This is a genomic window from Clostridium sp. DSM 17811, from assembly GCF_018861905.1.
Classification (GTDB): Bacteria; Bacillota; Clostridia; order Clostridiales; family Clostridiaceae; genus Clostridium_AD; species Clostridium_AD frigoriphilum.
Map to the genome: position 1 here is coordinate 197,051 of NZ_JAHLDU010000006.1, position 21,275 is coordinate 218,325.

Sequence of the window (21,275 nt, forward strand, 5' to 3'; positions counted from 1 at the left end):
ACTTTTTATCATATTTCTAATCTTTTTACTATATTTCCATTTATCAAATGTGACTCAACAATTTCATCAACATCATCCGGTGTTACCTTACCATACCATGTTCCTTCAGGATAGACAATAACTATTGGTCCATCATTACATAATCCAAGACATCCTGTATTAGTTACCATTACCTTATCACTAATATCATTCTCTTCAAGAGCTTCGATAAAGTTTGTTACAATTTCAGTAGAATCATTGGAATGACAATATCCCTTTTGAGTTCCATTTATTCTAGAACTCGTACAAACAAAAACGTGAAATTCTGGTTTTATCATGACACTGCCTCCCCCACTATTTTTCTGATTCCATTTCTAATTTCATCACATAATAGATAGACTGCTATATTTTTCTTTTCAAGTTTTTGTTTAGGGATATCTCCAATTCTAAGAGCAAGAACGCCAGAACAGTCATCAATTGTTTTTATTATATAATCTATTTTATCCTCGTGACTATCATCACAATCCTCCACGCCTGTACAAAACTTAGGTATTTTTCTTTTTTCAATAAATGTTGCATCACCATTTTCAAAATCGTATATATAAAACTCTGTAGCATGTCCAAAGTGTTGATCCACATTAAGCCCTGACTTTGACGCCACTGCAAATCTGATTGGTTTAATATCATCTTTACTTTCTGATTGTAATTCGCTTGATGTTTGCGATATATCATTTCCAAGAGTTCCTACTGCATCGGCTCTACACTGTTTACAGTGATACATTTGTTTAAGATCTATTTCGCATTTCTTTCTCATAGCGAGCAATTCTTCATTATTTACAGTTTTAATCTCTTCAAAAACACTTCCTGGTGCATTTATCATCGGCATAATATTTGTCATAAATGCTCCACATTCTTTAACCTTTTTAACAGTATCCTCAATTCCAATATCATTAACACCTTTTACATAAACGATGTTTACCTTGCAAATAAGACCTTTCGACGTAAGATATCTAAGACCTGAGAGCTGATTTTGTAGTAATATAGTTGCTCCCTCAATCCCCGTATATTTCACACCAAGATAGTTAATCTCCTTATAAAGTTTAACTCCGATCTTTGGATCTACTGTATTTATAGTAATAGTAATATGAGAAACACCTAGTTCTAATATTTCATTTGCATAAAAAGGTAACATTAATCCATTAGTAGATAAACAAAATGTTATATCAGGACTTTCTTTCTTTATTAGTTGGATGGACTCTTTAACCACATCAAAATTAGCTAATGCATCCCCAGGACCTGCTATCCCAACTACTGTAAGATTTTTAAGTTTACCTTTGAATTCTTTGAATCTTTCAAGTGCCTCTATTGGAGATAATATTGAACTTGTAACTCCAGGTCTACTTTCATTTACACAATCAAATTTACGACTACAATAATTACAGCTTATATTACAGTTTGGAGCTACAGGGATGTGTATCCTGGCATTGTCATGTGCGCAGCCATTAAAACATGGGTGACTTTTTGTTTTTTCCTCCATACTAATTATCTTTCTACCTTGCGCCTTAATATGAGCCTTATCTTCATCTTTTCCATTATCATAATATTTTTCATACATATCTCGCCTATAGCCCCTTTCTTTTCTTTCTAATATAGAATTAGTGATTTCGTCTAAGAATCTTAGCGAACCATAATATCCCACATTAACTGCCCTTTGAGCACCAACTCTATCATGAATTGGGAATCCTATTCTTATCAATTTGATCTCTAATTTTTTCTCGATTCGTCTTCCATTGGAATCACCAATTAATAAATTTGCCTTAAGCTCTTTTGCATGTTTTTCAATAATTTCAAAATCAGTATCATCAATAATAATAGGTTGATTATCAAGTTCCTTTGTAAGTTCTTTTAATTTACCTTTTAAAATTTTATTTTTAGAACCAGTGGCTATAAGTAGTGGTGTTATTCCATTTTCAACACATAATGATGTAACTGCATACACAATTTCCGGTTCTCCAAAAATAATAGCTCGTCCTTCCCCATTATATTTGTGTGAATCAATTATTCCATCAAGGTAACGACTCCTCTGCTTTTCTAATGCCTTAGGCACTGGTTTTCCACTGATTTGTGATATTAAGTTAACAAATGCATCCGTCGCTTTTAACCCCATTGGAATGCTGCATTTAAATAGTGGCACTCCAAAAGTTTCAAACAAATAATCTCCAGCAGTAGATCCAAGTTCAGCGCTACAATCCATCTCTATTGTTGCGGTGGCGCCTCCCATTAAAGCTATATCACGAAGACTAGTACCACCCTCTGGAACTTTATTATACTTTTTATTGTAACCTGCATCCAATGTATCTGATACATCTGGTAATAATGTGTATTCTACCTTAAATAGATCTAAAATACTTTTTAATAACCTTATGTCTCCTGGATTTATATTTGCAGCAATTATATTAATTTTTTCAGTTTTTATATCACCCATGCTTAAATATTCGACGAGTCTTCTAAGTGTTTTATAATAGCCTTCAGCTTGGGTACCAGAATATGCAGGTGTTGATATTGGAACAATTTTAATATCACTAGTTTCAGGATTCTCTTCTTGAAATTCTATAATTATACGCCCAATATCCTCTCCAATAGTTTCTGCAAGGCAAGTTGTTAGAACGCCAATAATTTTTGGATTATATAATTTAATTATATTTTTCAGTCCTAATTTCAAGTTTTTTGCACCACCATAAATTGTTCCATCTTCAGTAAGTGAAGACGATGCAATATCAATTGGTTCATTATAATGAGTTGCCATGTGGCGCCTAATATATGTGCTACACCCTTGAGATCCATGAAGAATTACCATGCTATTTTCAATTCCTTTAAGTGCCATCACACCACCAAGTGGCATGCACATCTTACAAGGATTAACACTCAAATTTACTGAATTTTTAATTTCCATATTAACACCTCCTATTTTATATAAGTTTCCAAACTGGACTATTGATTGTTAAATCTACTTCCTTTGCAAAGTTAACAGCTCCTTCAAATCCTGCCAGAGCATGTTTTCTTTCATGATTATGATCACAAAATGCAATCCCAAGTTTATAAGCAAGTGGTCTTTCTTTAACTCCTCCAACTAAAATATCTGCATTTTTCTCAAGTATAAATCTTTCAAGTTCTGCTGGATTGGTATCATCTAAAATTACCGTTCCCTCATTTGTTATTTCTTTTATAATGTCATAGTCCTCTTCCTTTCCTGTTTGAGTACCTACCATAACAGTTTCCATTCCAAGTTCTCTAAATTGTTTAATAAGTGAAATAGCTTTAAATCCACCACCTACATATATAGCAACCTTCTTACCTATTAGTCTTTTTTTGTAATAAGCTAATGTTTCTTCAATTTGTTTCTCTTCAGTTTCAATTAGTTCTTTTGTTCTTTTTATAATTTCTTTGTCCTTACTTAACTGTGCTACATTTGTTAAAGATGCTTTAATATCTGCAAGTCCTAAAAAACTAACATTAATATACGGTATTCCAAATTTTTCAGTCATTTGATTTGCAAGGTAATGCATAGATCCTGCACATTGTACTATGTTTAGACTAGCTGTTGGTGCCTTTTTAATCTCATCAGTTGTGCTATCACCTGTGATTCTTGCAACTACTTTAACACCCATTCTTTTAAAATAATTTTTAATAATCCACATTTCTCCGGCTAAATTAAAATCACCTAAAATATTTATTCCTAAAACCTTTGGCTCATTATTCTCACCCATAAGATTTAATATTGCATTACAAGCAGCTCTATATCCTACTGCTTTATTTCCTGAAAACCCAGGTGCTTTAACTGGAATAACTCGAATATTATATTTGCTTTCTGCCATTCTACAGACTGCATCAATATCATCACCAATTACACCCACAATACAAGTTGAATATACAAATATTACTTTAGGGGAATGTGCTACTACTATCTCATCGATAGCAGCAGCAAGTTTTTTCTCTCCCCCAAATATAACATCTTTTTCTCTTATATCCGTGGAGTAACTATTTCTGTAATTTTCAGAATCACTCGTTAGACTTCCTCTTATATCCCAAGTATAGGCAGCGCATCCAATAGGTCCATGAACCAAATGAAACGCATCTGTTATGGGATTTAATACAACCCTTGCACCCGCGTACACACAAGCCCTTTGACTTACAGAGCCAGATACGCTATTGCCATCACACTTCATCTTTTTTTCTTTGTTTTTAGAGTTATAGCAAACTGAGTCTTCTCTTTCTTTAAGTAATTCTGTTTTCATATAATCACCTCCACGAATATTAAGTTACATTACTAATTCAAAATCCTCCTCAGGACATGTTCTATCTATTTTATCTAATATTACATTTGACATCATTTCAATCAATCTAATAGCGCCTTTATATCCAACTATTGGGAAATACTGATGTGCATATCTATCGAGTATTGGGAAACCAACTCTTACAAATGGAACATCTTCTGCTCTTGCAATAAATTTACCATGAGTATTACCCATTAACAAATCTACTGGCTCATTTTTCATCCATTGGTGAAGTTCAAATAAATCAGCTGCAGCCTTAACTGTAGATCCCTCTATACCATTTTTTTCAAGCATTGCATTAACCTCTTTTACAAAAGTCTCTCCTGGTGTTCCTGTAATTACATACTTTGGAATAGCACCTAGACTTATTATAAATTCGGCTAAACTTGTAACTATATCTGGATCTCCATAAATAGCTACTTTTTTACCATTAAAATAAGCTTGACTGTCTAACATTAAATCAACTAGTTGTCCTCTTTCTTCTTCTATAGATTTTGGAACATCTTTATTTGAGAATAGAGATAGTTCTGTCATCAATCTATCTGTAGCTTCAATTCCAATAGGAGTAGCTAAAGTTTTCATTGGAACTTTACATTTTTTCTCTAGCTCTATCCCAGCAGCCTCGGCAGAATATGAACCAAGTGCTATTGATAGCTTTGAATTTCCAGCATCAATAATTTCATCAACTGTTGTTCCACCAAGTGGATACATTTCAAAAGAACCTGTCATAGGTGCATCTAAAACTCCACTGGTATCCGGGAAAAGAATATTGTCAATTTCCATAACACTAAGAATCCTTTTTAATTCTCTCATATCACCTGGATCTACAAATCCTGGTAAAATATTAACTTTTCCATTTTCTTTGCCGCTATTAACAGATAAATAAGTAACAAAAGCTTTTACCATACTTGAGAATCCTGTTATATGTGAACCTACATAACTTGGAGTACTAGCATGAATTACATGTTTACCCTCTGGAATATCACCCTCAGCTTGAAAAATCATTGTTTTACAATCATCACCAATAGTCTCTGATAAACAAGTAGTATGAACTGCAATTATATCTGGTTTATAAAGTTCAAATATATTTTTTATAGCAGTTTTTAAATTTGCTCCTCCACCGAAAACTGATGCTCCTTCTGTAAATGCACTTGTAGATGCCATTATTGGCTCCTTAAAATGCCTTGTAAGTTGCATTCTATGAAAAGCACAACATCCTTGGGACCCATGACTATGAGGTAAACATGCATGAACACCAAGTGCTGCATACATAGCCCCAATAGGTTGACAAGTTTTTGCAGGATTAATTCTTAAAGCTTTTCTTTCAACGACATCTTTCGTAGTTAAATCTAACATTACTCATCACCTCCAATAACTTTTCCTTCTAATAATGGTTCTACTTTCCACGGTGGGGTAACATATCTCCATGCAGGAGTATGTACTCCTGATGTAAGCTCTCTTGCAAAAACTACTGCTCCTCTAAATCCAGCATACGGTCCTGAATAATCATATGAATGTAATTGTTTTGACGTTACTCCCATCTTTTGCACTACATACTTATCTTTAATTCCCGAGAAAAACATGTCAGGTTTTAAATGTTTAATTAATTGTTCTGTTTCAAAATGGTTTAAATCATCAATTATTACAGCATCTTTCTTCATATCTTTTATAAGGCCGTCATACTTAGCTAAAGGTATTTCCTTTTTGAGTTTTTCATATCTCTGCGGAGATATAATAGTTCTATATTTCTTTTCGTCTTTTTCAACTGTTAAGTGCTCAATATTCTTACTATCTGCATCAAGTTTTATATCAGGAATAACTTCGCGCCCCTCATAATCATCTCTGTGGGCAAATTCATAACCTGAAACTACAGTTTCAATACCTAAGTCATGAAGAAGCGTTTGATAATGATGGGACCTTGAACCGCCAACATATAAAAATGCCGTTTTTCCTTCAAGTCTTGTTTTATAATATTGCATTTGTCCTTCTATTGCAGCAATTTCCTCTGCAATTACTTTTTCTGTTTTTTCTATAAGATCTTTATCATCAAAATAAAGCGCTACATTTCTTAAAGTCTCAGTAATTCCACTAACACCTATAAAATTAACTTTTATCCAAGGTATTCCGTATTTTGTCTCCATCATTTCAGCTATATAATTTATAGATCTATGACATTGAACTAAATTAACATCAGCTGTATGAGCATTTTTTATGTCCTCATAACTACCATCACCGGTCATTACACATACTACTTCATAACCTATTTTTTTGAATACTCTTTCAACTTCCCAGCCATCTCCGCCAATATTATACTCACCTAACAAATTTATAGAATGTTTTTTAGTAGGAGCTTTAGTTCCTGTACCAATTACACTTCTCATTAAATTGTTGTTAGCGATATGATGTCCAGCTGACTGACTTACACCTTTGTATCCTTCACAATTAAAAGCTAAAACTTGAATTCCATAAAGCTTTTCTGCTTCAGCCGCTACTGCATTTATATCATCACCAATTAGTCCTACTGGGCATGTAGCTGAAATTGTTATGGCAGTCGGATGGAATATCTCTACTGCTTCTTTTATTGCTTGTCTTAATTTCTTTTCACCACCAAATATAATATCGCTTTCTTGCATATCTGTTGAAAAACAATATTCTATATAGTTTTGACCTCCTGGTTCAGTTTTCGCCTTATTTCTCCTTGTTCCCCAAGTATAATAAGAACACCCGATAGGTCCATGAACTATATGAACCATATCCTTTATTGGCCCGAGTATAACGCCCTTACAGCCTGCATAACAACATCCCCTGCTTGTTATCATCCCTGGAATCGTTCTAGTATTTGCTGTAATTGTTAATAAATCATCCTCCGCTTTTTTAATAACTATATGTTGTTTTCTGTTTTTAAATGTTTTTGCAGGATATTTTTCAAGCACTTTATCCATAAATTCTTTCATATACTTCACCTCGCTTTATTTAATTAAATAGCTTCTATTCCAGTTTTTCCGGTTCTTACTGTAACCACATCATTTATCGTAGCTACAAATATCTTCCCATTTCCTGGATTTCCGTTTTGATTTACTTCTATAATAGTTTTTACTGTATTTTGTACATCTTTATCCTCTACAACTAGTATTATCATTCTCTTTGGCATTAATCTGTGCATCTCAGACAATTGCTCAGCGATTATTGGAGGTAGTCCTTCATCCTCACTAAATGCATTTTGAAATAATTCATAAGCTATTTTTTTCTTTCCTCTTCCCATAACCCTTATTGCAGTCATAGAAGGAACTGCTATTTTAAGAAGAGCTTCTTTTGTTTTATTAACCATATCCATTCGAATGATAGCTGTTATTTCCTTCATATTATTGGCCCTCCTTATAATCCAGAATTTCCAGAACTTATGGTATATACTTCGTCTACATCACTTACGAAAATCTTTCCATCACCAAAAGCACCTTTTTCTCCTGTTTTTGAACTTCTAATTATAATTTTTATAACATCATCTTTATCATTATCGCTAACTACTAGCATTAACATTTCTTTTGGAATTTCGTCATAATATACATCTCCGACCTTAACTCCTCTTTGCTTACCACGTCCAACTACACCTATCTTTGTAACTGCTGGGAAACCAGCATCACATAACTCTGAGAGGACAATACCTACTTTTTCTGGTCTAATTACTGCTTTAATCATTATCATCGTTTAATTCCCCCTATCTATATTATTATAATGAATTAGATATACTTAATTAGATATCCATTAACCCATGTTCCATTAATATTGCTTCTAATCTTTCTTGAGACATTGGTTTTGGAATAACAAACATCTTATTTTCATCAATCGCTTTAGCAAGTTGTCTATATTCCTGCGCTTGTCCTGCCTCTGGATCAAATTCTATTACAGTTTGTTTGTGTATTTCAGCTCTTTGAACCATATTGTCTCTTGGCACAAAATATATTAATTGACTTCCAAGTTCTTCTGCAAATGCTTTTAATAGGTCTATTTCCTTATCTACATTTCTACTGTTACAAATTATTCCACCAAGTCTTATTCCTGAACTGTTAGCATATTTTAGTACGCCCTTTGCAATATTGTTAGCTGCGTATAGTGCCATCATTTCACCACTTGCAACTATATATATTTCTTGAGCTTTTCCTTCTCTCATTGGCATTGCAAATCCACCACAGACAACATCACCTAAAACATCATAGAATACATAATCTAAATCATCAGTATATGCGCCTAAACTTTCTAACATATTGATTGCAGTAATAATTCCTCTTCCGGCGCAACCTACACCCGGTTCAGGACCACCTGATTCAACACATCTTATATTTCTATAACCAGGCTTTAATATTGAATCAAGATCTACTTCCTCGCCTTCTTCTCTTAATGTATCAAGAACACTTTTCTGTGCAAGACCACCAAGAAGAAGTCTGGTTGAATCTGCTTTTGGATCACAGCCAACCACCATGATTTGTTTTCCCATTTCTGCAAGACCTGCTGTTAGATTTTGAGTTGTGGTAGATTTTCCAATACCACCTTTTCCATAAATTGCTACTTGTCTCATATTAACTCCTCCTCATATATATAATTCTTTACCACATATTTATTTGAAGTAAAGTATTTACCAAATTAAAAATGATTTTTTTAAATATTAAAAAGTCATTTCGTTTAAAAACAATTTTAATATGTTTATGACTTTTTTAAAATATAAATGACTATTTTTTAAAGTTATAATTTATTTTATTTCAGAATTTTAAATATTGTATTTTTCGAGAAATTTGTTATTATTCAATTTAATTCTGAAAATTGCGAACATTCATCACGTAAAATCATTTATATTAATGTTATTATAGATAAAAAGGCTGTATTTCTTTATGTTTTATTCTAATCATGACCATAATATTTACTTTACGTTACCTAAATATTAGTTTTAAAGAAAAGGTTTTTTGTTTGAATTTTAAAACAAATGAATTGTTCTTATATTTTTATACTCATTTTTACTCTTTTTTAATTGGTTATTTTTATCTATATTACTGTCTTTTTGATATATAGTCAAGCCTTTTTTGCAAGTTTTGCATAAGTATTCTTGTAAATCCACCATTTTTTATTATGATATCGTTGCCATATGAATTGATTGATTTTGCAATCGTTACCACATTTTCATTCTATAATCTGATTTTGTTTAACTTACTTCATGTCATTTCTGAAATTAAATCTTTTTTTCAACTTTTCTTCACTTAATAACTATATCAATTATGAATTCTCAATAAAAAGGTTGACTATTTTAGAATTTAATGGAATAATATCAATTAATAATTGTACAGTATCCATTAACTACAATTTAATTTTTGGGAGGTATAAATAATTATGGCATTAAGCGCAAGAAATCAATTAAAAGGAAAAGTTGTATCTATTAACGAAGGGGCTGTCACTGCATACGTCGTTGTTGATATTGGCGGTGGTAACCTTGTTACTTCTTCTATATCAATAGCCGCAGTACATGATTTAGATTTAAAAGTTGGTTCAAACGTAACTTCAGTTATAAAAGCTTCTTCTGTAATGTTAATGACAGAATAAAATGTCTTAACTGTTTTTATTATAGAATAAGAGGGATATAGTATTAGTTTTACTAATACTATATCCCTTTTGATATTCTATGTTCAATTACTTTACTAAGGTAATAATTATGGTTGTTCTACTATTTTTCCAGTATCAGTCAAATCATACCCACCTATTCCTCGCAGTTCTTCCTTAAATTCCTTCGAATTAAGAATTTCAAGTATTGCTTTAAATGGTGGTTTGTTTATATCATCTTTCTTAATTATTAAATCATATCTTTCCTTTTGCATAGGTACAAATTGAATGTTTTCAACCTGCTGAGCAACCTTTTCATTGCCTATAGCTACATCTGCATCACCACGTGCAACAGTACTAGCAACAGCTAAATGTGATAATGCTTCACTTTCATACCCATTAATTGACTGCCATGGTATTCCAATCTTACATAATTTTTCATCTATTAGAACTCGTACTCCACAACCCTTTTCTCTATTAATCATTAAAACATCAGGTCTAGTTAAATCCTTCCACGTAGTTATGTTTTTAGGATTACCTTTAGCAACATAGAAACCTTGCATACGGCATACTAAATGAATAATAATACAAGGTACTCCCGGAAGTATTCTACGTACATAAGGGATATTATAAACTCCAGTATCACCATCCCATAGATGCGCTGTAGCAATATTTATATTTCCTCTATATAATTCAACTAAGCCATTGTAACTTCCTATATAACGCCTAAGCGCCTGAAGTCCATTAGGATGTTGTTCTAAATGCCGAGTTAAAACATCCAAAAGAATATCTTGACCACAAATTATAAAATCACTTTTATAACTTGAACCGGGCAAATCTTTTTTGGTATTTAGTGAAGTTACAATTGGATTATTGATTTTTTCCACATTAATTTGTTCAACATTAATTGATGAAGTTTTAATATTAGTTCTACTTTTATCCTTGTACTTTTCAATATCAATTTCATCTATTCGTACCTTTCTACCTACTCTATAAGAAGAAAGTTCTCCCCTTTTTATTAATTCATATACTGTATTTTTAGAAATATTTAAAACTTGTGCAACTTCCTGAGTTGTTAAGCCTGAGTTCGCTTCCATAATAAACAATTCTCCCTTCGACTTTCCAAAAATAATTACTATATTATTATATTATTGATTTATCTTAATATTAGCATTATAATATTTCTATATGCAGTTTCATTATGTTTAACACAATTCATCTTAATTATATACCAAATAGTGCAATTAATAAAGCTATAGAAAAAATTTAAAATTGTAAAGGAGGCATTCTATAATTGGAGTTAATTAAAGATAATTCAAATTTAGTAAATTTAAACATCGGAAGTTTTTCAAGAATGATGGGTCAAACTTGGAATGTCCCTGAAAATGTTCTTGAAAATTACATATTAGCAAACGTAAGCATAGCAATGATTAGAAATCCTAACATGAAAAAAGATATTAACAAATTATATCTTCTTGATAAACTTAAATATTATGAAGTTGTTAAAAATTCTTCCTGTACAAAACATATTATTATGACACAAGGTACACTTGAACAAGAAATTGAAGGAAGAAAAGCACTTGGCATTCTTTTAATTGCGGAGAATGATTATAACTTAAGAAGCACTATAATTAAATTACTTAAAAAACACTACTGCGTAGTCTTTAATGCAGTTAAAAAACATGATAAAAGAGAACTAACTAAAAGATATCATCTAATGGATGAAGTTACAATGAAAACAGAAGCAAGACTTGAAGCAGCAATATACTTTTATTTTGGTATATATCGCAATGCAAACGAAGTTGATCAAGGGTTTTTTAAGTCAATTATTAATGATATAAAAACGTTTGAGTTTTGTGACCCCATGACAAGAGACATAACGAAGGAATTAGAGGTACATAAAAACGAGCTTCAGGAGATCAAATCATTGCTCAAAAGGGAATATGGTAAAATAAATAGTTTTAAAGATATTTTAAACAGCAATGTGAATGTTATTGAAGAATCAGGTGGAATTCTTGAAAATATTTTCATTATTAACAAACTTGATGTTAATCATCTCTTCTCAGACTCCAACTTTTTAAATATTGATGAAATATTATTATCCTATATTAAAATGGGATATACTTCTTTGGACTCAAAAGTGATACTTCAATTTCTTGTAAATGGCATTTTTATAAAATCTTTAATTAATGAATATAAAAAATCTAAGAGCCTATATTTTGAAAATAATCAAGAAACATTACTTATTAAAATAAACTCTTTAGAAAACAATTTAAATATTGTTAATCTGACAAATACAGATATATCAAATAAGTTAACTATTTCTAAGAAACAAAATACAAAATTTGAAGGAACTTTAAACACTCAGATAAATAAATTAAATAAAACACATAATTCCGAAGTTGTGGAAATGCAAAATAAAATCAATGATCTTGAAAATCAGTTATTAATTGAGAAAACATATAAAACTGAATTAAATGTTCTACGAGAATATGTATTCAAAAAAAATAATGATTATATTCCATTAGAGCGAAAAAAGTCATTATCAGATTACACATCAAATATTAATATTATTATCATAGGTGGTGCTAAAGACTGGAGAAGAAAATTCAGAGAAAAATATCCAGAGATTAGAACGCTGCACGGCTTTAGTGAAAATTTTGATACTAGTGTTTTAGCTAATTGCGATTATGTGTTTTTCTATCCCGGTTTTATGAATCACGCAACCTATTACAAGGCCATGAGCTTTATAAGAACTAATCAACTTAAATTTGGATATTTAGGAAAAACAAATATAGACTTGGTAGAATTAGAAATAATCGATGAATTAGAAAAAGGTCGCCTTTAATAGGTGACCTTTTAATTTATTTGCTTTACTTCATTTTTATAACTTTATCTGAGTTAATTCTTATTTTTAATGGAAGTGGTTTTCGTTTAATTAAATCCCACTCTTCCTTAGAAATATCCCACATTATATTATAATCTTTTTCACCTACTATAGGCTTACTAAATTTAAGATATACTTTTATTCTAAACAAAGCCTCACTAGTAAAAACAACCCAACAATTAAAAGTGTTAATAACTTCATCCTCTTCACAAATTTCTAAATAATGAGCCCTAATTCCTATATATGTTATATCGCCTTCTATTTCATAGTTAAATGTAATTTTGCATCCCCAATCAACAGCTTCTATTATATTAGGTTCAACTTTCCTAGCCTTTGAAATATTTTTACAACCAGTTAATTTAGCAGAATAAAGCGTTGGTGGATTATTAAATATAACATCCTTATGACCAACAGCATCAATCTTTCCCCCTGCTATTATTATTATATTATTGCATAATTGATAAGCTTCTTCCATGTTATGTGTAACAAAAATTGAGGTTCCCTTAAATTCCTTAAGATCCTCCTTCAGCCTAATAATCATGTTATTCCTAAGGTGCTCATCTAATGCTGAAAATGGTTCATCAAGAAGTAATATTTCTGGGTCTACAACGAGAGCCCTTGCAAGTGCAACTCTTTGTTGTTGCCCTCCAGACAATTGATATGGATATCTTTTTTCCATTCCATTAAGCTGTAAGTCAATAATTTTTTTACTAATTTTATTAGCTTTATCAACTTTAGAAATCCTTTTAACAAGCCCGAAACCAATATTTTCTTCTACTGTCATATTAGGAAAAAGAGCATAATTTTGAAAAAGAAAACCAACTTTTCTTTCTCGTATTGGCATATTTATTTTTTTTTCTGAATCAAATAACACACGATTATTTAACACTATGCGCCCTGTATCCGGGGTTTCAATTCCCGCAATACATCTTAGCGTCATACTTTTGCCTGACCCAGACGATCCTAAAAACCCTAATGTATAATTATCAACCTTAAATTTAACTTTAAGTTCAAATCCTTGTAGTTTTTTTAAAATATCTACTTCTAAACTCATAATTATTTTCTCCTAGCAGATGATACTATAAACATTTGCTTTTCAGCCCATTTATCACTAGCAACCATTACTGTCAAAGATATTATAAATATTAATATGACCCATTTAATGGCATTGCCTGTTTCTCCTGCTACCTCGGCAAAATATATTGCAATTGGTATTGTTTGCGTTTTACCAGGAATACTTCCAGCAATCATTATAGTTGCTCCAAATTCTCCAAGTGCCCTTGCAAATGACAAGACTGTACCTGCCGCAATTCCTGGCCAAGCAAGTGGTACAGCTACCTTCCAAAAAATTCTTTGCTCAGATACTCCAAGAGTCCTTGCTGCATTAATAACATTAACATCAATTTGCCTAAAAGCACCAACACAAGTCCTATACATTAAAGGAAAGGCAACTACAGTTGCAGCTATAACTGTAGCATACCATGTGAATATTATATTAATTCCAAATCTACTTAATAACTTTCCTATAGGGAAATTCTTTCCTATAATCATAAGTAATATAAATCCTACAACCGTTGGAGGAAGTACCATTGGCAATGTCAAAATCCCATCTAATATTCCTCTAGCACGTCCCTTATAGCTAGCCATAAACCAAGCCGCTGCGATACCAATAAAAAACACTATAAAAGTAGCTGTAATAGAGGTTTTTATGGAAATCCATAATGGTGAATACTCTGACATATATTCCAACTCCTATCCTATTTTACAAGAAAACTAAAACCATATTTAACAAACACTTCTTTTGCTTTATCACTAGATAAATATTTTAAAAACGCTTTAGTATCATCTATGTTTTTACTAGCTTTAATTACAGCAACTGGATATACCACTGGCTTTTTGTATAATCCCTTGCCAGCAACTGCTACGACCTTTACCTTTTTAGAAGTTTTAGCATCAGTGCCATATACAACGCCTACTTCCGCATCTCCTGATTCTACCCAAGATAAAACTTCTTTAACATCTTTTCCATAAACAGCCTTTGTTTTCACTTTATCAAGAATTTTTAAAGATGTCAATATTTCCTCTGAGTATTGCCCTACAGGAACAGTTTTAGGTTCTCCCAAAGCAATTTTCTTGATATTACTGTTTTTCAAATCTTTAAAATCCTTAATACCTAATGTAGAATCACTTTTGGTTATAAGCACCACCGTATTTCCTAATAGATTAACTTTAGTAGAATCAATCAGCAACCCTTTTTTCTCAAGTTCAGTCATCTGTTTTGTAGCCGCCGAAAAGAATAAATCAGCATTTGCACCTTGCTCTATTTGTTGTTGTAAAATTCCTGAAGAACCAAAGTTATAATTTATTGTAACATTGGGCTTTTCCTTTTTATAAAGTGTTTTTATTTCCCCCATGGCTTCTGTTAAGCTTGCGGCAGCTGAAATTGTAAGTGTAACTGATTTTTGGGCAGCTGGTTGAACTGGTGTTTCAGCTGTTTTAGCCTTTTGAGCGCACCCCGTCATTGCCAATGTAAATGTAACTAAGAACATAGTTAATACAAAACGTACTCTTTTTTTCATTTTCTTCCCCCTATAAATATATTTTCAACTTAAATTAAAACATAACAAATTGTATTTTAAATTTAATACATTACATCTTCCATTATGTTTTGTTATGTTTTGTTATGTTACGTTGTGTTTATTGTTTTTTATTGTATCTTAATTCACTGAATATTTCAACTACTTTATTATAAATAATTTATAATAAATAGAAAAAGTGATTTAGTGTCTATGCTAAATCACTTTTTTGCTCATTAAGTCTCTGCGGTTATAACCCCTATATCTTTTAGGTCATATCCACCAATACCTTCTAGCTCAAGTTTAAACTCCTTCGACCTGATGATTTGAAGTACAGCTTGAAAATGAGGTTTATCAATATCCTCTTTCTTAATTACAAGTTCATAACTTTCAGTTTGTAATGGAATAAAATCAATTTCATTTACCTGCTGGCAAGCTTTTTCATTTCCAATAGCTATGTCCGCTCCCCCTCTTGCAACCGTACTCGCTACTGCAAGATGTGAAAAACATTCTCTATCGTAACCAGATATATTATTACCATCTATTCCAAGTTTTTTTAAATGTTCATCTAATAATACTCTTGTCCCACTACCTATCTCTCGATTTATTATAATAATTTCTGATCGTTTTAAATCTTCCCACCCTTTTATCTCTTTAGGATTACCCTTTTGAACATAAAATCCTTGCATCCTATTAGCAAGATGAACTATTATTGAAGGTATTCCAGGAAGCATTCTTTTTACATAAGGTACATTATATTGCCCTGTTTCACCATCCCATAAATGAGCCGTAGCAATTTGAACATTACCATGATAAAGTGCATACAATCCATCATAACTACCAATATAAGATCTAAGTGCCTGAAACCCTTTAGTGTGTTGTTGTAAATGTCTTGATAATATATCTAGCATGATATCCTGGCCACATATAACAAAGTCATAACTTTTTTGTATTTTTTCTAATCCATATGGGCTCTCAATTGAATTATAATAATTAATTCCTTCATCATTGCTTTGTTTAGTATTTTGAAGTCTTTTAGACTTATTCTTATATTCTTCAATATCCTTCATCTCTATTCTTAATTTGTTGCCAACCTTATATGAATTAAGCTCTCCTCTTTTTACCAATTCATAAACTGTATTCTTTGATATTTTAAGTATCTCCGCAACTTCTATTGGAGTTAATGCAGAATATTTCTCCACTTTTTCAGCCTCCTATATATGGTCTTCCCATATTTAAAAACTACACATAGATTCAAAAATTATTTTTACTTACTATATAAATAGGTGATTTATAGTGTATATTTTATACTTTTTACATTACAAAATCAATAATTAGATAAAGTATGTTTTATAAAAGGCATACTTTCTAATAAAATGGACCCTACATGATAGACACGAAAAAAAGTCTATTCATATTGGGTCTTTTTTTGTACAATAAAATCAGAAAGGTTGTGAACACAATGAGTAAAAAATTATTTACTAGTATGGAAATTTTATCTCTCTCTAAAAATAGATATGTTAAACGAATTAGTGAAAAAGGTATCACTTATACAGATGATTTTAAATCCTTATTTATAGCTGAATATAGTATGGGGAAATTCCGTATTAACATTTTTCAGGATGCTGGATTCAATGCAGATATTCTTGGTAAACATAGGATTAATTGCGCTTGCAGACGGTGGCTCATTGCTTATAAAGAATCTGGTGAATTAGGACTTAGAGATACAAGAAAATTTAGTAGTGGACGTCCACTTAAACGCGAATTAACCCTAGAAGAAATAATCACGAAAAAAGATGCCGAGATTGCATACTGGAAAGCTGAAGCAGAACTATTAAAAAAAGTAGAGAGGCAAGAAAGGCAGGTGAAAAGCGGTAGCTTAAGTATCTCCTCAATTTTTGCACTTATTCAAAATATACTCTATAAATTTAAATATAAAAATCTCGTTAAACATTTGTGCGACGTAGTCGGAGTATCAAGATCGGGCTATTATAATTACTTAAAATCAGAAAATACCCGTAATACACGAGAGCAAAGAGAGTGGGGCTTTAAGAAGATAATTCTTATGGCGTATGATCATAGAGGTTACAAGAAGGGGTCTCGTTCTATTAAGATGGTACTGGAGCAAGAATTCAAGGTGATTATTAATAGAAAATGCATTCAGAGAATTATGCGTAAATATAATATTAAATGTCCCATTAGAAAAGCCAATCCTTATCGCCGAATGATGAAAGCCACCAGAGAACATACCGTTGTACCAAATCTTTTAAATAGAGAATTCAAACAAGGAGTAGCCGGAAAAGTTTTGTTAACAGATATCACTTATATGCCATATGGGGATGCTTGTATGGCTTATTTATCAACGATTAAGGATGCTTCTACAAATGAAATACTTTCTTATCACTTATCTAAACGCATTACACTAGATATTGCTACTGAAACGATTGAAAAATTAATTAAAATTCACAAGAAATTATTGACTCCAGAAGCCTTTATACATTCAGACCAAGGTGTTCATTATACTAGTCCCAAATTTCAAAGACTACTTAAAAAACATAAACTTGGGCAGTCAATGTCTAGACGGGGAAACTGCTGGGATAATGCCCCACAAGAATCGTTTTTTGGCCATATGAAGGATGAGATTGACTATAAAAGTTGTGATACATTTACTGAGTTACAGAATCTAATTGATAATTATATGGATTATTATAATAATTATAGATATCAATGGGGATTGAAAAAGTTGACTCCTGTACAATACAGAAATCAACTTTTAGCAGCATAGCCTTTTTTAAATGTCCTTGACATAGGGTCCATTTTATAAAAAAGTATGCCTTTTCTCTAAATTTTAAATTTCTCTAATAGTCCATTAATTTTTAATGTAAGTTCTGATTGTCCCTTAACTCTTTGTACTACCTCATCCATAGCTTTCGAAGTTTCATTAATATTGACTTGAATATTACCTGTACTTTCTGCAGCTAATTGAGAATTTTCTGTTAGAGATTGAACAGCTATACTAACTTGATTTACTGTGGCTTCAACTTCTTCAGACATTGATGCAATTTCACTTACCATTGAGCTAAGAAATTCTCCATCTAAATCGTATTGCTTTCCTGATATTTCATATTGCTCTAAGACAGGTTTAATATTTTTTATAATATAATTGAGTATGTCATTACTATTTTCTGATAAATTACTAAATGCATCTTGAACTTTTACTATGGTACCTTGAATTGTATTTACTGTTTCTGATGATTGCTCTGCAAGTTTTCTCACTTCATCTGCAACTACTGCAAATCCTTTACCTTGTTCTCCGGCTCTCGCAGCTTCAATCGCTGCATTTAATGCAAGCAAATTAGTTTGCGATGCAATAGCTGCGATTGCATCTGCCATAACCTTTATTTCATGTACTACTTTTCCATCTTGTATCGCTTTTAGTATATTTTTTTCCTTTTCTTCATAAATAATATTACTCTCATTTAAAGCCTTTTCAGCATGCATTTGGACTTCTTTCGCTTTCTCTTTTATTTTTAAAGCATTGTTACTACCCTCCATCGCTTTTGAAGATAAAACCTCCATGCTAGAGTTAACTTCGAAAGTAGATGCAGTTATTTCCTCTGACGTAGCACTAGATTCCTGAACTGATTTATTAATTTCAGCTGTTGAAAGATCTATGACTTTCATTTTAGATGTAATTTTATAAGCTGTAACTGAAAGTGATTCCGATGATGCAGTCATTTCAGAAGAATTAATCAATATTTCCTTTACTAATTCTTTAATATTTTCCTGTGCAGTGTTTAATGCTTCACCGGTTTGGCCAAATTCATCCCTTCTTATAATAGTAATTGGGGTCGAAAAATCATATACAGATAACCTACTGGCTAAATCTCTAATCTTATTTAGTGGTTTCATTATATTACCACATAATGTATAAGCCATTAGATGCGTAATGACAAATGATATAACTGTAATAAGTATAATTAAATCCCTAGACTTATTAATTTGAACTATATTATTTGAATTTACTTGCTGTAATAAACTTATTACCCCTATCCCTCCCGTTAAAATTATAGCTATGCTAATCACTGTAAATACTAACATAGTTTTTTTTACTACATCTAAATTTCTAAACCACTTCATAATAACACCCCTTTTGAGCACTTCATTTATCAGCTTATTATAAAAACATAAAAACCATAACCACAAATACTATAAAGTATTTTAATAAGCCTATATTCTATATGTCTTTTATTTTAGACTAATTACTAATAAACATGTGCATAATCACACATTTCATTATCGACCAAAAGGCCATTTTCTTTACATATATATTCATTTTTTCTTATTTTTTCTTGTATTTTTCGTAATATTAGACTTATTAATCGCACGTTTTAACATATATTGCTTTGGTCTTTTTATATTTAATATTTAAGAATTCCAAATAAATTAAATAAATTTGTTTCTTAGTTCCGCTTAATACCTTTTCAGTATTGATATATATCATGTTACACAACAAATAGCGACATTTTTTTTATAAAAATAACACTTTAAATAGTATAAGTGCTATACTATTTAAATACGACTTCATAATATTTCCCATGGGATTTTTTGAGTTAGGATTAAATAAGGCTCAGAATAAAGGTGGTGAATATATAAACGTAACTATCTCATGTTTCGTATTAAAGTGAAATAGAACTATTAAATGAAATATTGGAGGCAACCATATGAAAAAAAGAATAGTTTTTATAGTAATGCTATTGTCTATAGTAAGTTCCCAAATTGCAATTGCCGACACTGGTGTTGTAAATACAACCTCATTACGTGTTAGACAAAAACCTTCACTTTTATCTAATATTACAGGTTATCTTTTAAAAAACGAAAAAATAACTACTCTCGGAAAATCTGGAGATTTTTATATAATAAATCATGGTGGAACAACTGGTTACATAGGTAGCTCATACGTAAATCTAGTAAAAAGCACTCCTGTTAAAACTGAAAAATATGGTCAAATAACAGCGACAACTTTAAATGTAAGGTCTGGAGCTGGGTCCAACTACCCCCTGACTGGATCCATTAAACTCGGAAGCAAAGTCACAATACTCGGTACCTTAAATGGATTTTATAAAATAATTTATAATGGAAAAACAAGTTATATAAGTACCTTATATGTAAAGGTAATAAGTAGTACAAGTACCCCTACAGCTACAGCTACCGTAACACCTGCTGTAATACCTCCTGCAAAACCTACTGGCGTTGGAAATATTATAGCATCTGATTTTTTAAATGTAAGAAAAACAGCTTCCTTGGATAACAAGGCGACTATTATCGGTTCATTAAAACCAAATCAAATGATAGATATATATGGAACTCAAGATAATTTCTATAAAATTAAATATTCTGGTCAATGGGGCTACATATATAAACCATACGTAAGTATGGTTAATGAAACATCAAGCAGTCCAAGCTACATAGCAAATGGACAACAACCTACTACAACCGCAACCGGAAATAATATAGTAACTTATGCTAATACATTTTTGGGTACGCCGTACTTATGGGGCGGTGCTACTCCTGCAACATTAAGTGCTACTGGTAAATATATAAGTGGTGGCTTCGATTGTTCAGGATTTGTACTTTATGTTTATAAGCACTACGGTATAACTTTACCTAGAACAACTATGGATCAGATAAATGTAGGTACACCTATTGATATAGATAATCTTAAAAATGGCGATTTAGTTTTCTTTACAACAAATACTTCTTCACCTTCTGAGGTATCTCATATTGGAATTTATATTGGAAACAATAAATTTATACATTGTCCTAAGCCAGGTGATGTTGTAAAAATATCTGAATTAACTGGATATTACAAAGATAATTTTGTAATAGGTAAAAGAGTAATAAAATAATTAATAT

18 protein-coding genes are annotated in these 21,275 nt (G+C 31.4%); 4 read left to right on the plus strand and 14 right to left on the minus strand.

All coding sequences use genetic code 11. The features are described 5' to 3' along the window. Positions 1 to 8: 8 nt before the first annotated feature. Genes KPL44_RS10230 through nifH form a run of 8 tightly spaced genes read right to left on the minus strand, consistent with a single transcriptional unit; the run spans position 9 to position 8,886 of the window. Positions 9 to 317, minus strand: a complete 309-nt coding sequence (locus KPL44_RS10230) for a 2Fe-2S ferredoxin (protein ID WP_216249414.1) — start codon at positions 315 to 317, stop codon at positions 9 to 11. Then, positions 314 to 2,932, minus strand: coding sequence for a nitrogenase cofactor biosynthesis protein NifB (gene nifB / locus KPL44_RS10235; protein ID WP_216249416.1), 2,619 nt, complete (start codon positions 2,930 to 2,932; stop codon positions 314 to 316). Before nifB ends, KPL44_RS10230 begins: the two co-directional genes overlap by 4 nt. 16 nt (positions 2,933 to 2,948) lie before the next feature. Then, positions 2,949 to 4,274: a nitrogenase iron-molybdenum cofactor biosynthesis protein NifE gene (nifE, locus tag KPL44_RS10240; RefSeq protein WP_216249418.1), complete on the minus strand. Its 1,326-nt coding sequence runs from the start codon at positions 4,272 to 4,274 to the stop codon at positions 2,949 to 2,951. 24 nt (positions 4,275 to 4,298) lie between these two features. Continuing rightward, positions 4,299 to 5,669 carry a nitrogenase molybdenum-iron protein subunit beta gene (gene nifK, locus KPL44_RS10245; protein WP_216249421.1) on the minus strand — a complete coding sequence of 457 codons (1,371 nt, stop codon included), beginning with the start codon at positions 5,667 to 5,669 and terminating at the stop codon, positions 4,299 to 4,301. After that, on the minus strand, positions 5,669 to 7,267 hold the full coding sequence (gene nifD, locus KPL44_RS10250; RefSeq protein WP_216249424.1) for a nitrogenase molybdenum-iron protein alpha chain: 1,599 nt from the start codon (positions 7,265 to 7,267) through the stop codon (positions 5,669 to 5,671). Before nifD ends, nifK begins: the two co-directional genes overlap by 1 nt. Before the next feature lie 23 nt (positions 7,268 to 7,290). After that, the gene (locus tag KPL44_RS10255; RefSeq protein WP_071611990.1) at positions 7,291 to 7,674 is read right to left on the minus strand and encodes a P-II family nitrogen regulator; all 384 of its coding nucleotides are present in this window, start codon (positions 7,672 to 7,674) and stop codon (positions 7,291 to 7,293) included. Between the two features lie 14 nt (positions 7,675 to 7,688). Then, positions 7,689 to 8,015: a P-II family nitrogen regulator gene (locus KPL44_RS10260; protein WP_071611989.1), complete on the minus strand. Its 327-nt coding sequence runs from the start codon at positions 8,013 to 8,015 to the stop codon at positions 7,689 to 7,691. A gap of 49 nt (positions 8,016 to 8,064) precedes the next feature. Further along, entirely contained in the window at positions 8,065 to 8,886 is an 822-nt protein-coding gene (gene nifH, locus KPL44_RS10265) for a nitrogenase iron protein (protein WP_071611988.1), read from the minus strand. An 803-nt stretch (positions 8,887 to 9,689) separates the two neighbouring features. On the opposite strand from nifH, the gene KPL44_RS10270 reads away from it, so the two are divergent. Further along, positions 9,690 to 9,899: a TOBE domain-containing protein gene (locus KPL44_RS10270; protein WP_216120286.1), complete on the plus strand. Its 210-nt coding sequence runs from the start codon at positions 9,690 to 9,692 to the stop codon at positions 9,897 to 9,899. A 107-nt stretch (positions 9,900 to 10,006) separates the two neighbouring features. On the opposite strand, the gene KPL44_RS10275 is transcribed toward KPL44_RS10270, so the two are convergent. Continuing rightward, positions 10,007 to 10,993 (minus strand): substrate-binding domain-containing protein, encoded by a 987-nt coding sequence (locus KPL44_RS10275; protein WP_216249426.1) that lies wholly within the window; start codon positions 10,991 to 10,993, stop codon positions 10,007 to 10,009. Between the two features lie 197 nt (positions 10,994 to 11,190). Between KPL44_RS10275 and KPL44_RS10280 the strand changes: the two genes are divergently transcribed. Next, positions 11,191 to 12,744: a hypothetical protein gene (locus KPL44_RS10280; RefSeq protein ID WP_216249430.1), complete on the plus strand. Its 1,554-nt coding sequence runs from the start codon at positions 11,191 to 11,193 to the stop codon at positions 12,742 to 12,744. A gap of 25 nt (positions 12,745 to 12,769) precedes the next feature. Here KPL44_RS10280 and KPL44_RS10285 read toward each other — a convergent pair whose 3' ends face one another. From KPL44_RS10285 to KPL44_RS10300, 4 genes are all read right to left on the minus strand, one after another. Continuing rightward, a complete protein-coding gene (locus KPL44_RS10285) occupies positions 12,770 to 13,837 on the minus strand; it encodes a sulfate/molybdate ABC transporter ATP-binding protein (RefSeq protein ID WP_216249432.1) in 1,068 nt (355 codons plus the stop codon). A gap of 2 nt (positions 13,838 to 13,839) precedes the next feature. Further along, the gene (modB, locus tag KPL44_RS10290; protein ID WP_216106467.1) at positions 13,840 to 14,523 is read right to left on the minus strand and encodes a molybdate ABC transporter permease subunit; all 684 of its coding nucleotides are present in this window, start codon (positions 14,521 to 14,523) and stop codon (positions 13,840 to 13,842) included. Positions 14,524 to 14,540: 17 nt separating this feature from the next. Beyond that, the gene (modA, locus tag KPL44_RS10295) at positions 14,541 to 15,362 is read right to left on the minus strand and encodes a molybdate ABC transporter substrate-binding protein (protein ID WP_216249435.1); all 822 of its coding nucleotides are present in this window, start codon (positions 15,360 to 15,362) and stop codon (positions 14,541 to 14,543) included. A gap of 233 nt (positions 15,363 to 15,595) precedes the next feature. After that, positions 15,596 to 16,561 (minus strand): substrate-binding domain-containing protein, encoded by a 966-nt coding sequence (locus KPL44_RS10300; RefSeq protein WP_216249446.1) that lies wholly within the window; start codon positions 16,559 to 16,561, stop codon positions 15,596 to 15,598. A 260-nt stretch (positions 16,562 to 16,821) separates the two neighbouring features. Here KPL44_RS10300 and KPL44_RS10305 point away from each other — a divergent pair, with 260 nt between their 5' ends. Next, the gene (locus KPL44_RS10305; protein WP_216249448.1) at positions 16,822 to 18,144 is read left to right on the plus strand and encodes an IS3 family transposase; all 1,323 of its coding nucleotides are present in this window, start codon (positions 16,822 to 16,824) and stop codon (positions 18,142 to 18,144) included. 56 nt (positions 18,145 to 18,200) lie between these two features. Here KPL44_RS10305 and KPL44_RS10310 read toward each other — a convergent pair whose 3' ends face one another. After that, the gene (locus KPL44_RS10310; RefSeq protein WP_216249450.1) at positions 18,201 to 19,499 is read right to left on the minus strand and encodes a methyl-accepting chemotaxis protein; all 1,299 of its coding nucleotides are present in this window, start codon (positions 19,497 to 19,499) and stop codon (positions 18,201 to 18,203) included. 584 nt (positions 19,500 to 20,083) lie between these two features. Here KPL44_RS10310 and KPL44_RS10315 point away from each other — a divergent pair. After that, positions 20,084 to 21,268, plus strand: a complete 1,185-nt coding sequence (locus KPL44_RS10315; protein WP_216249452.1) for an SH3 domain-containing protein — start codon at positions 20,084 to 20,086, stop codon at positions 21,266 to 21,268. Positions 21,269 to 21,275 lie beyond the last annotated feature (7 nt).

Excerpts from the sequence above, each read along its gene's own strand:
- KPL44_RS10230 (WP_216249414.1), bottom strand. The coding sequence starts at position 317 with ATGATAAAACCAGAATTTCACGTTTTTGTTTGTACGAGTTCTAGAATA.
- nifB (WP_216249416.1), bottom strand. The coding sequence starts at position 2,932 with ATGGAAATTAAAAATTCAGTAAATTTGAGTGTTAATCCTTGTAAGATG.
- nifE (WP_216249418.1), bottom strand. The coding sequence starts at position 4,274 with ATGAAAACAGAATTACTTAAAGAAAGAGAAGACTCAGTTTGCTATAAC.
- nifK (WP_216249421.1), bottom strand. The coding sequence starts at position 5,669 with ATGTTAGATTTAACTACGAAAGATGTCGTTGAAAGAAAAGCTTTAAGA.
- nifD (WP_216249424.1), bottom strand. The coding sequence starts at position 7,267 with ATGAAAGAATTTATGGATAAAGTGCTTGAAAAATATCCTGCAAAAACA.
- KPL44_RS10255 (WP_071611990.1), bottom strand. The coding sequence starts at position 7,674 with ATGAAGGAAATAACAGCTATCATTCGAATGGATATGGTTAATAAAACA.
- KPL44_RS10260 (WP_071611989.1), bottom strand. The coding sequence starts at position 8,015 with ATGATAATGATTAAAGCAGTAATTAGACCAGAAAAAGTAGGTATTGTC.
- nifH (WP_071611988.1), bottom strand. The coding sequence starts at position 8,886 with ATGAGACAAGTAGCAATTTATGGAAAAGGTGGTATTGGAAAATCTACC.
- KPL44_RS10270 (WP_216120286.1), top strand. The coding sequence starts at position 9,690 with ATGGCATTAAGCGCAAGAAATCAATTAAAAGGAAAAGTTGTATCTATT.
- KPL44_RS10275 (WP_216249426.1), bottom strand. The coding sequence starts at position 10,993 with ATGGAAGCGAACTCAGGCTTAACAACTCAGGAAGTTGCACAAGTTTTA.
- KPL44_RS10285 (WP_216249432.1), bottom strand. The coding sequence starts at position 13,837 with ATGAGTTTAGAAGTAGATATTTTAAAAAAACTACAAGGATTTGAACTT.
- modB (WP_216106467.1), bottom strand. The coding sequence starts at position 14,523 with ATGTCAGAGTATTCACCATTATGGATTTCCATAAAAACCTCTATTACA.
- modA (WP_216249435.1), bottom strand. The coding sequence starts at position 15,362 with ATGAAAAAAAGAGTACGTTTTGTATTAACTATGTTCTTAGTTACATTT.
- KPL44_RS10305 (WP_216249448.1), top strand. The coding sequence starts at position 16,822 with ATGAGTAAAAAATTATTTACTAGTATGGAAATTTTATCTCTCTCTAAA.
- KPL44_RS10310 (WP_216249450.1), bottom strand. The coding sequence starts at position 19,499 with ATGAAGTGGTTTAGAAATTTAGATGTAGTAAAAAAAACTATGTTAGTA.
- KPL44_RS10315 (WP_216249452.1), top strand. The coding sequence starts at position 20,084 with ATGAAAAAAAGAATAGTTTTTATAGTAATGCTATTGTCTATAGTAAGT.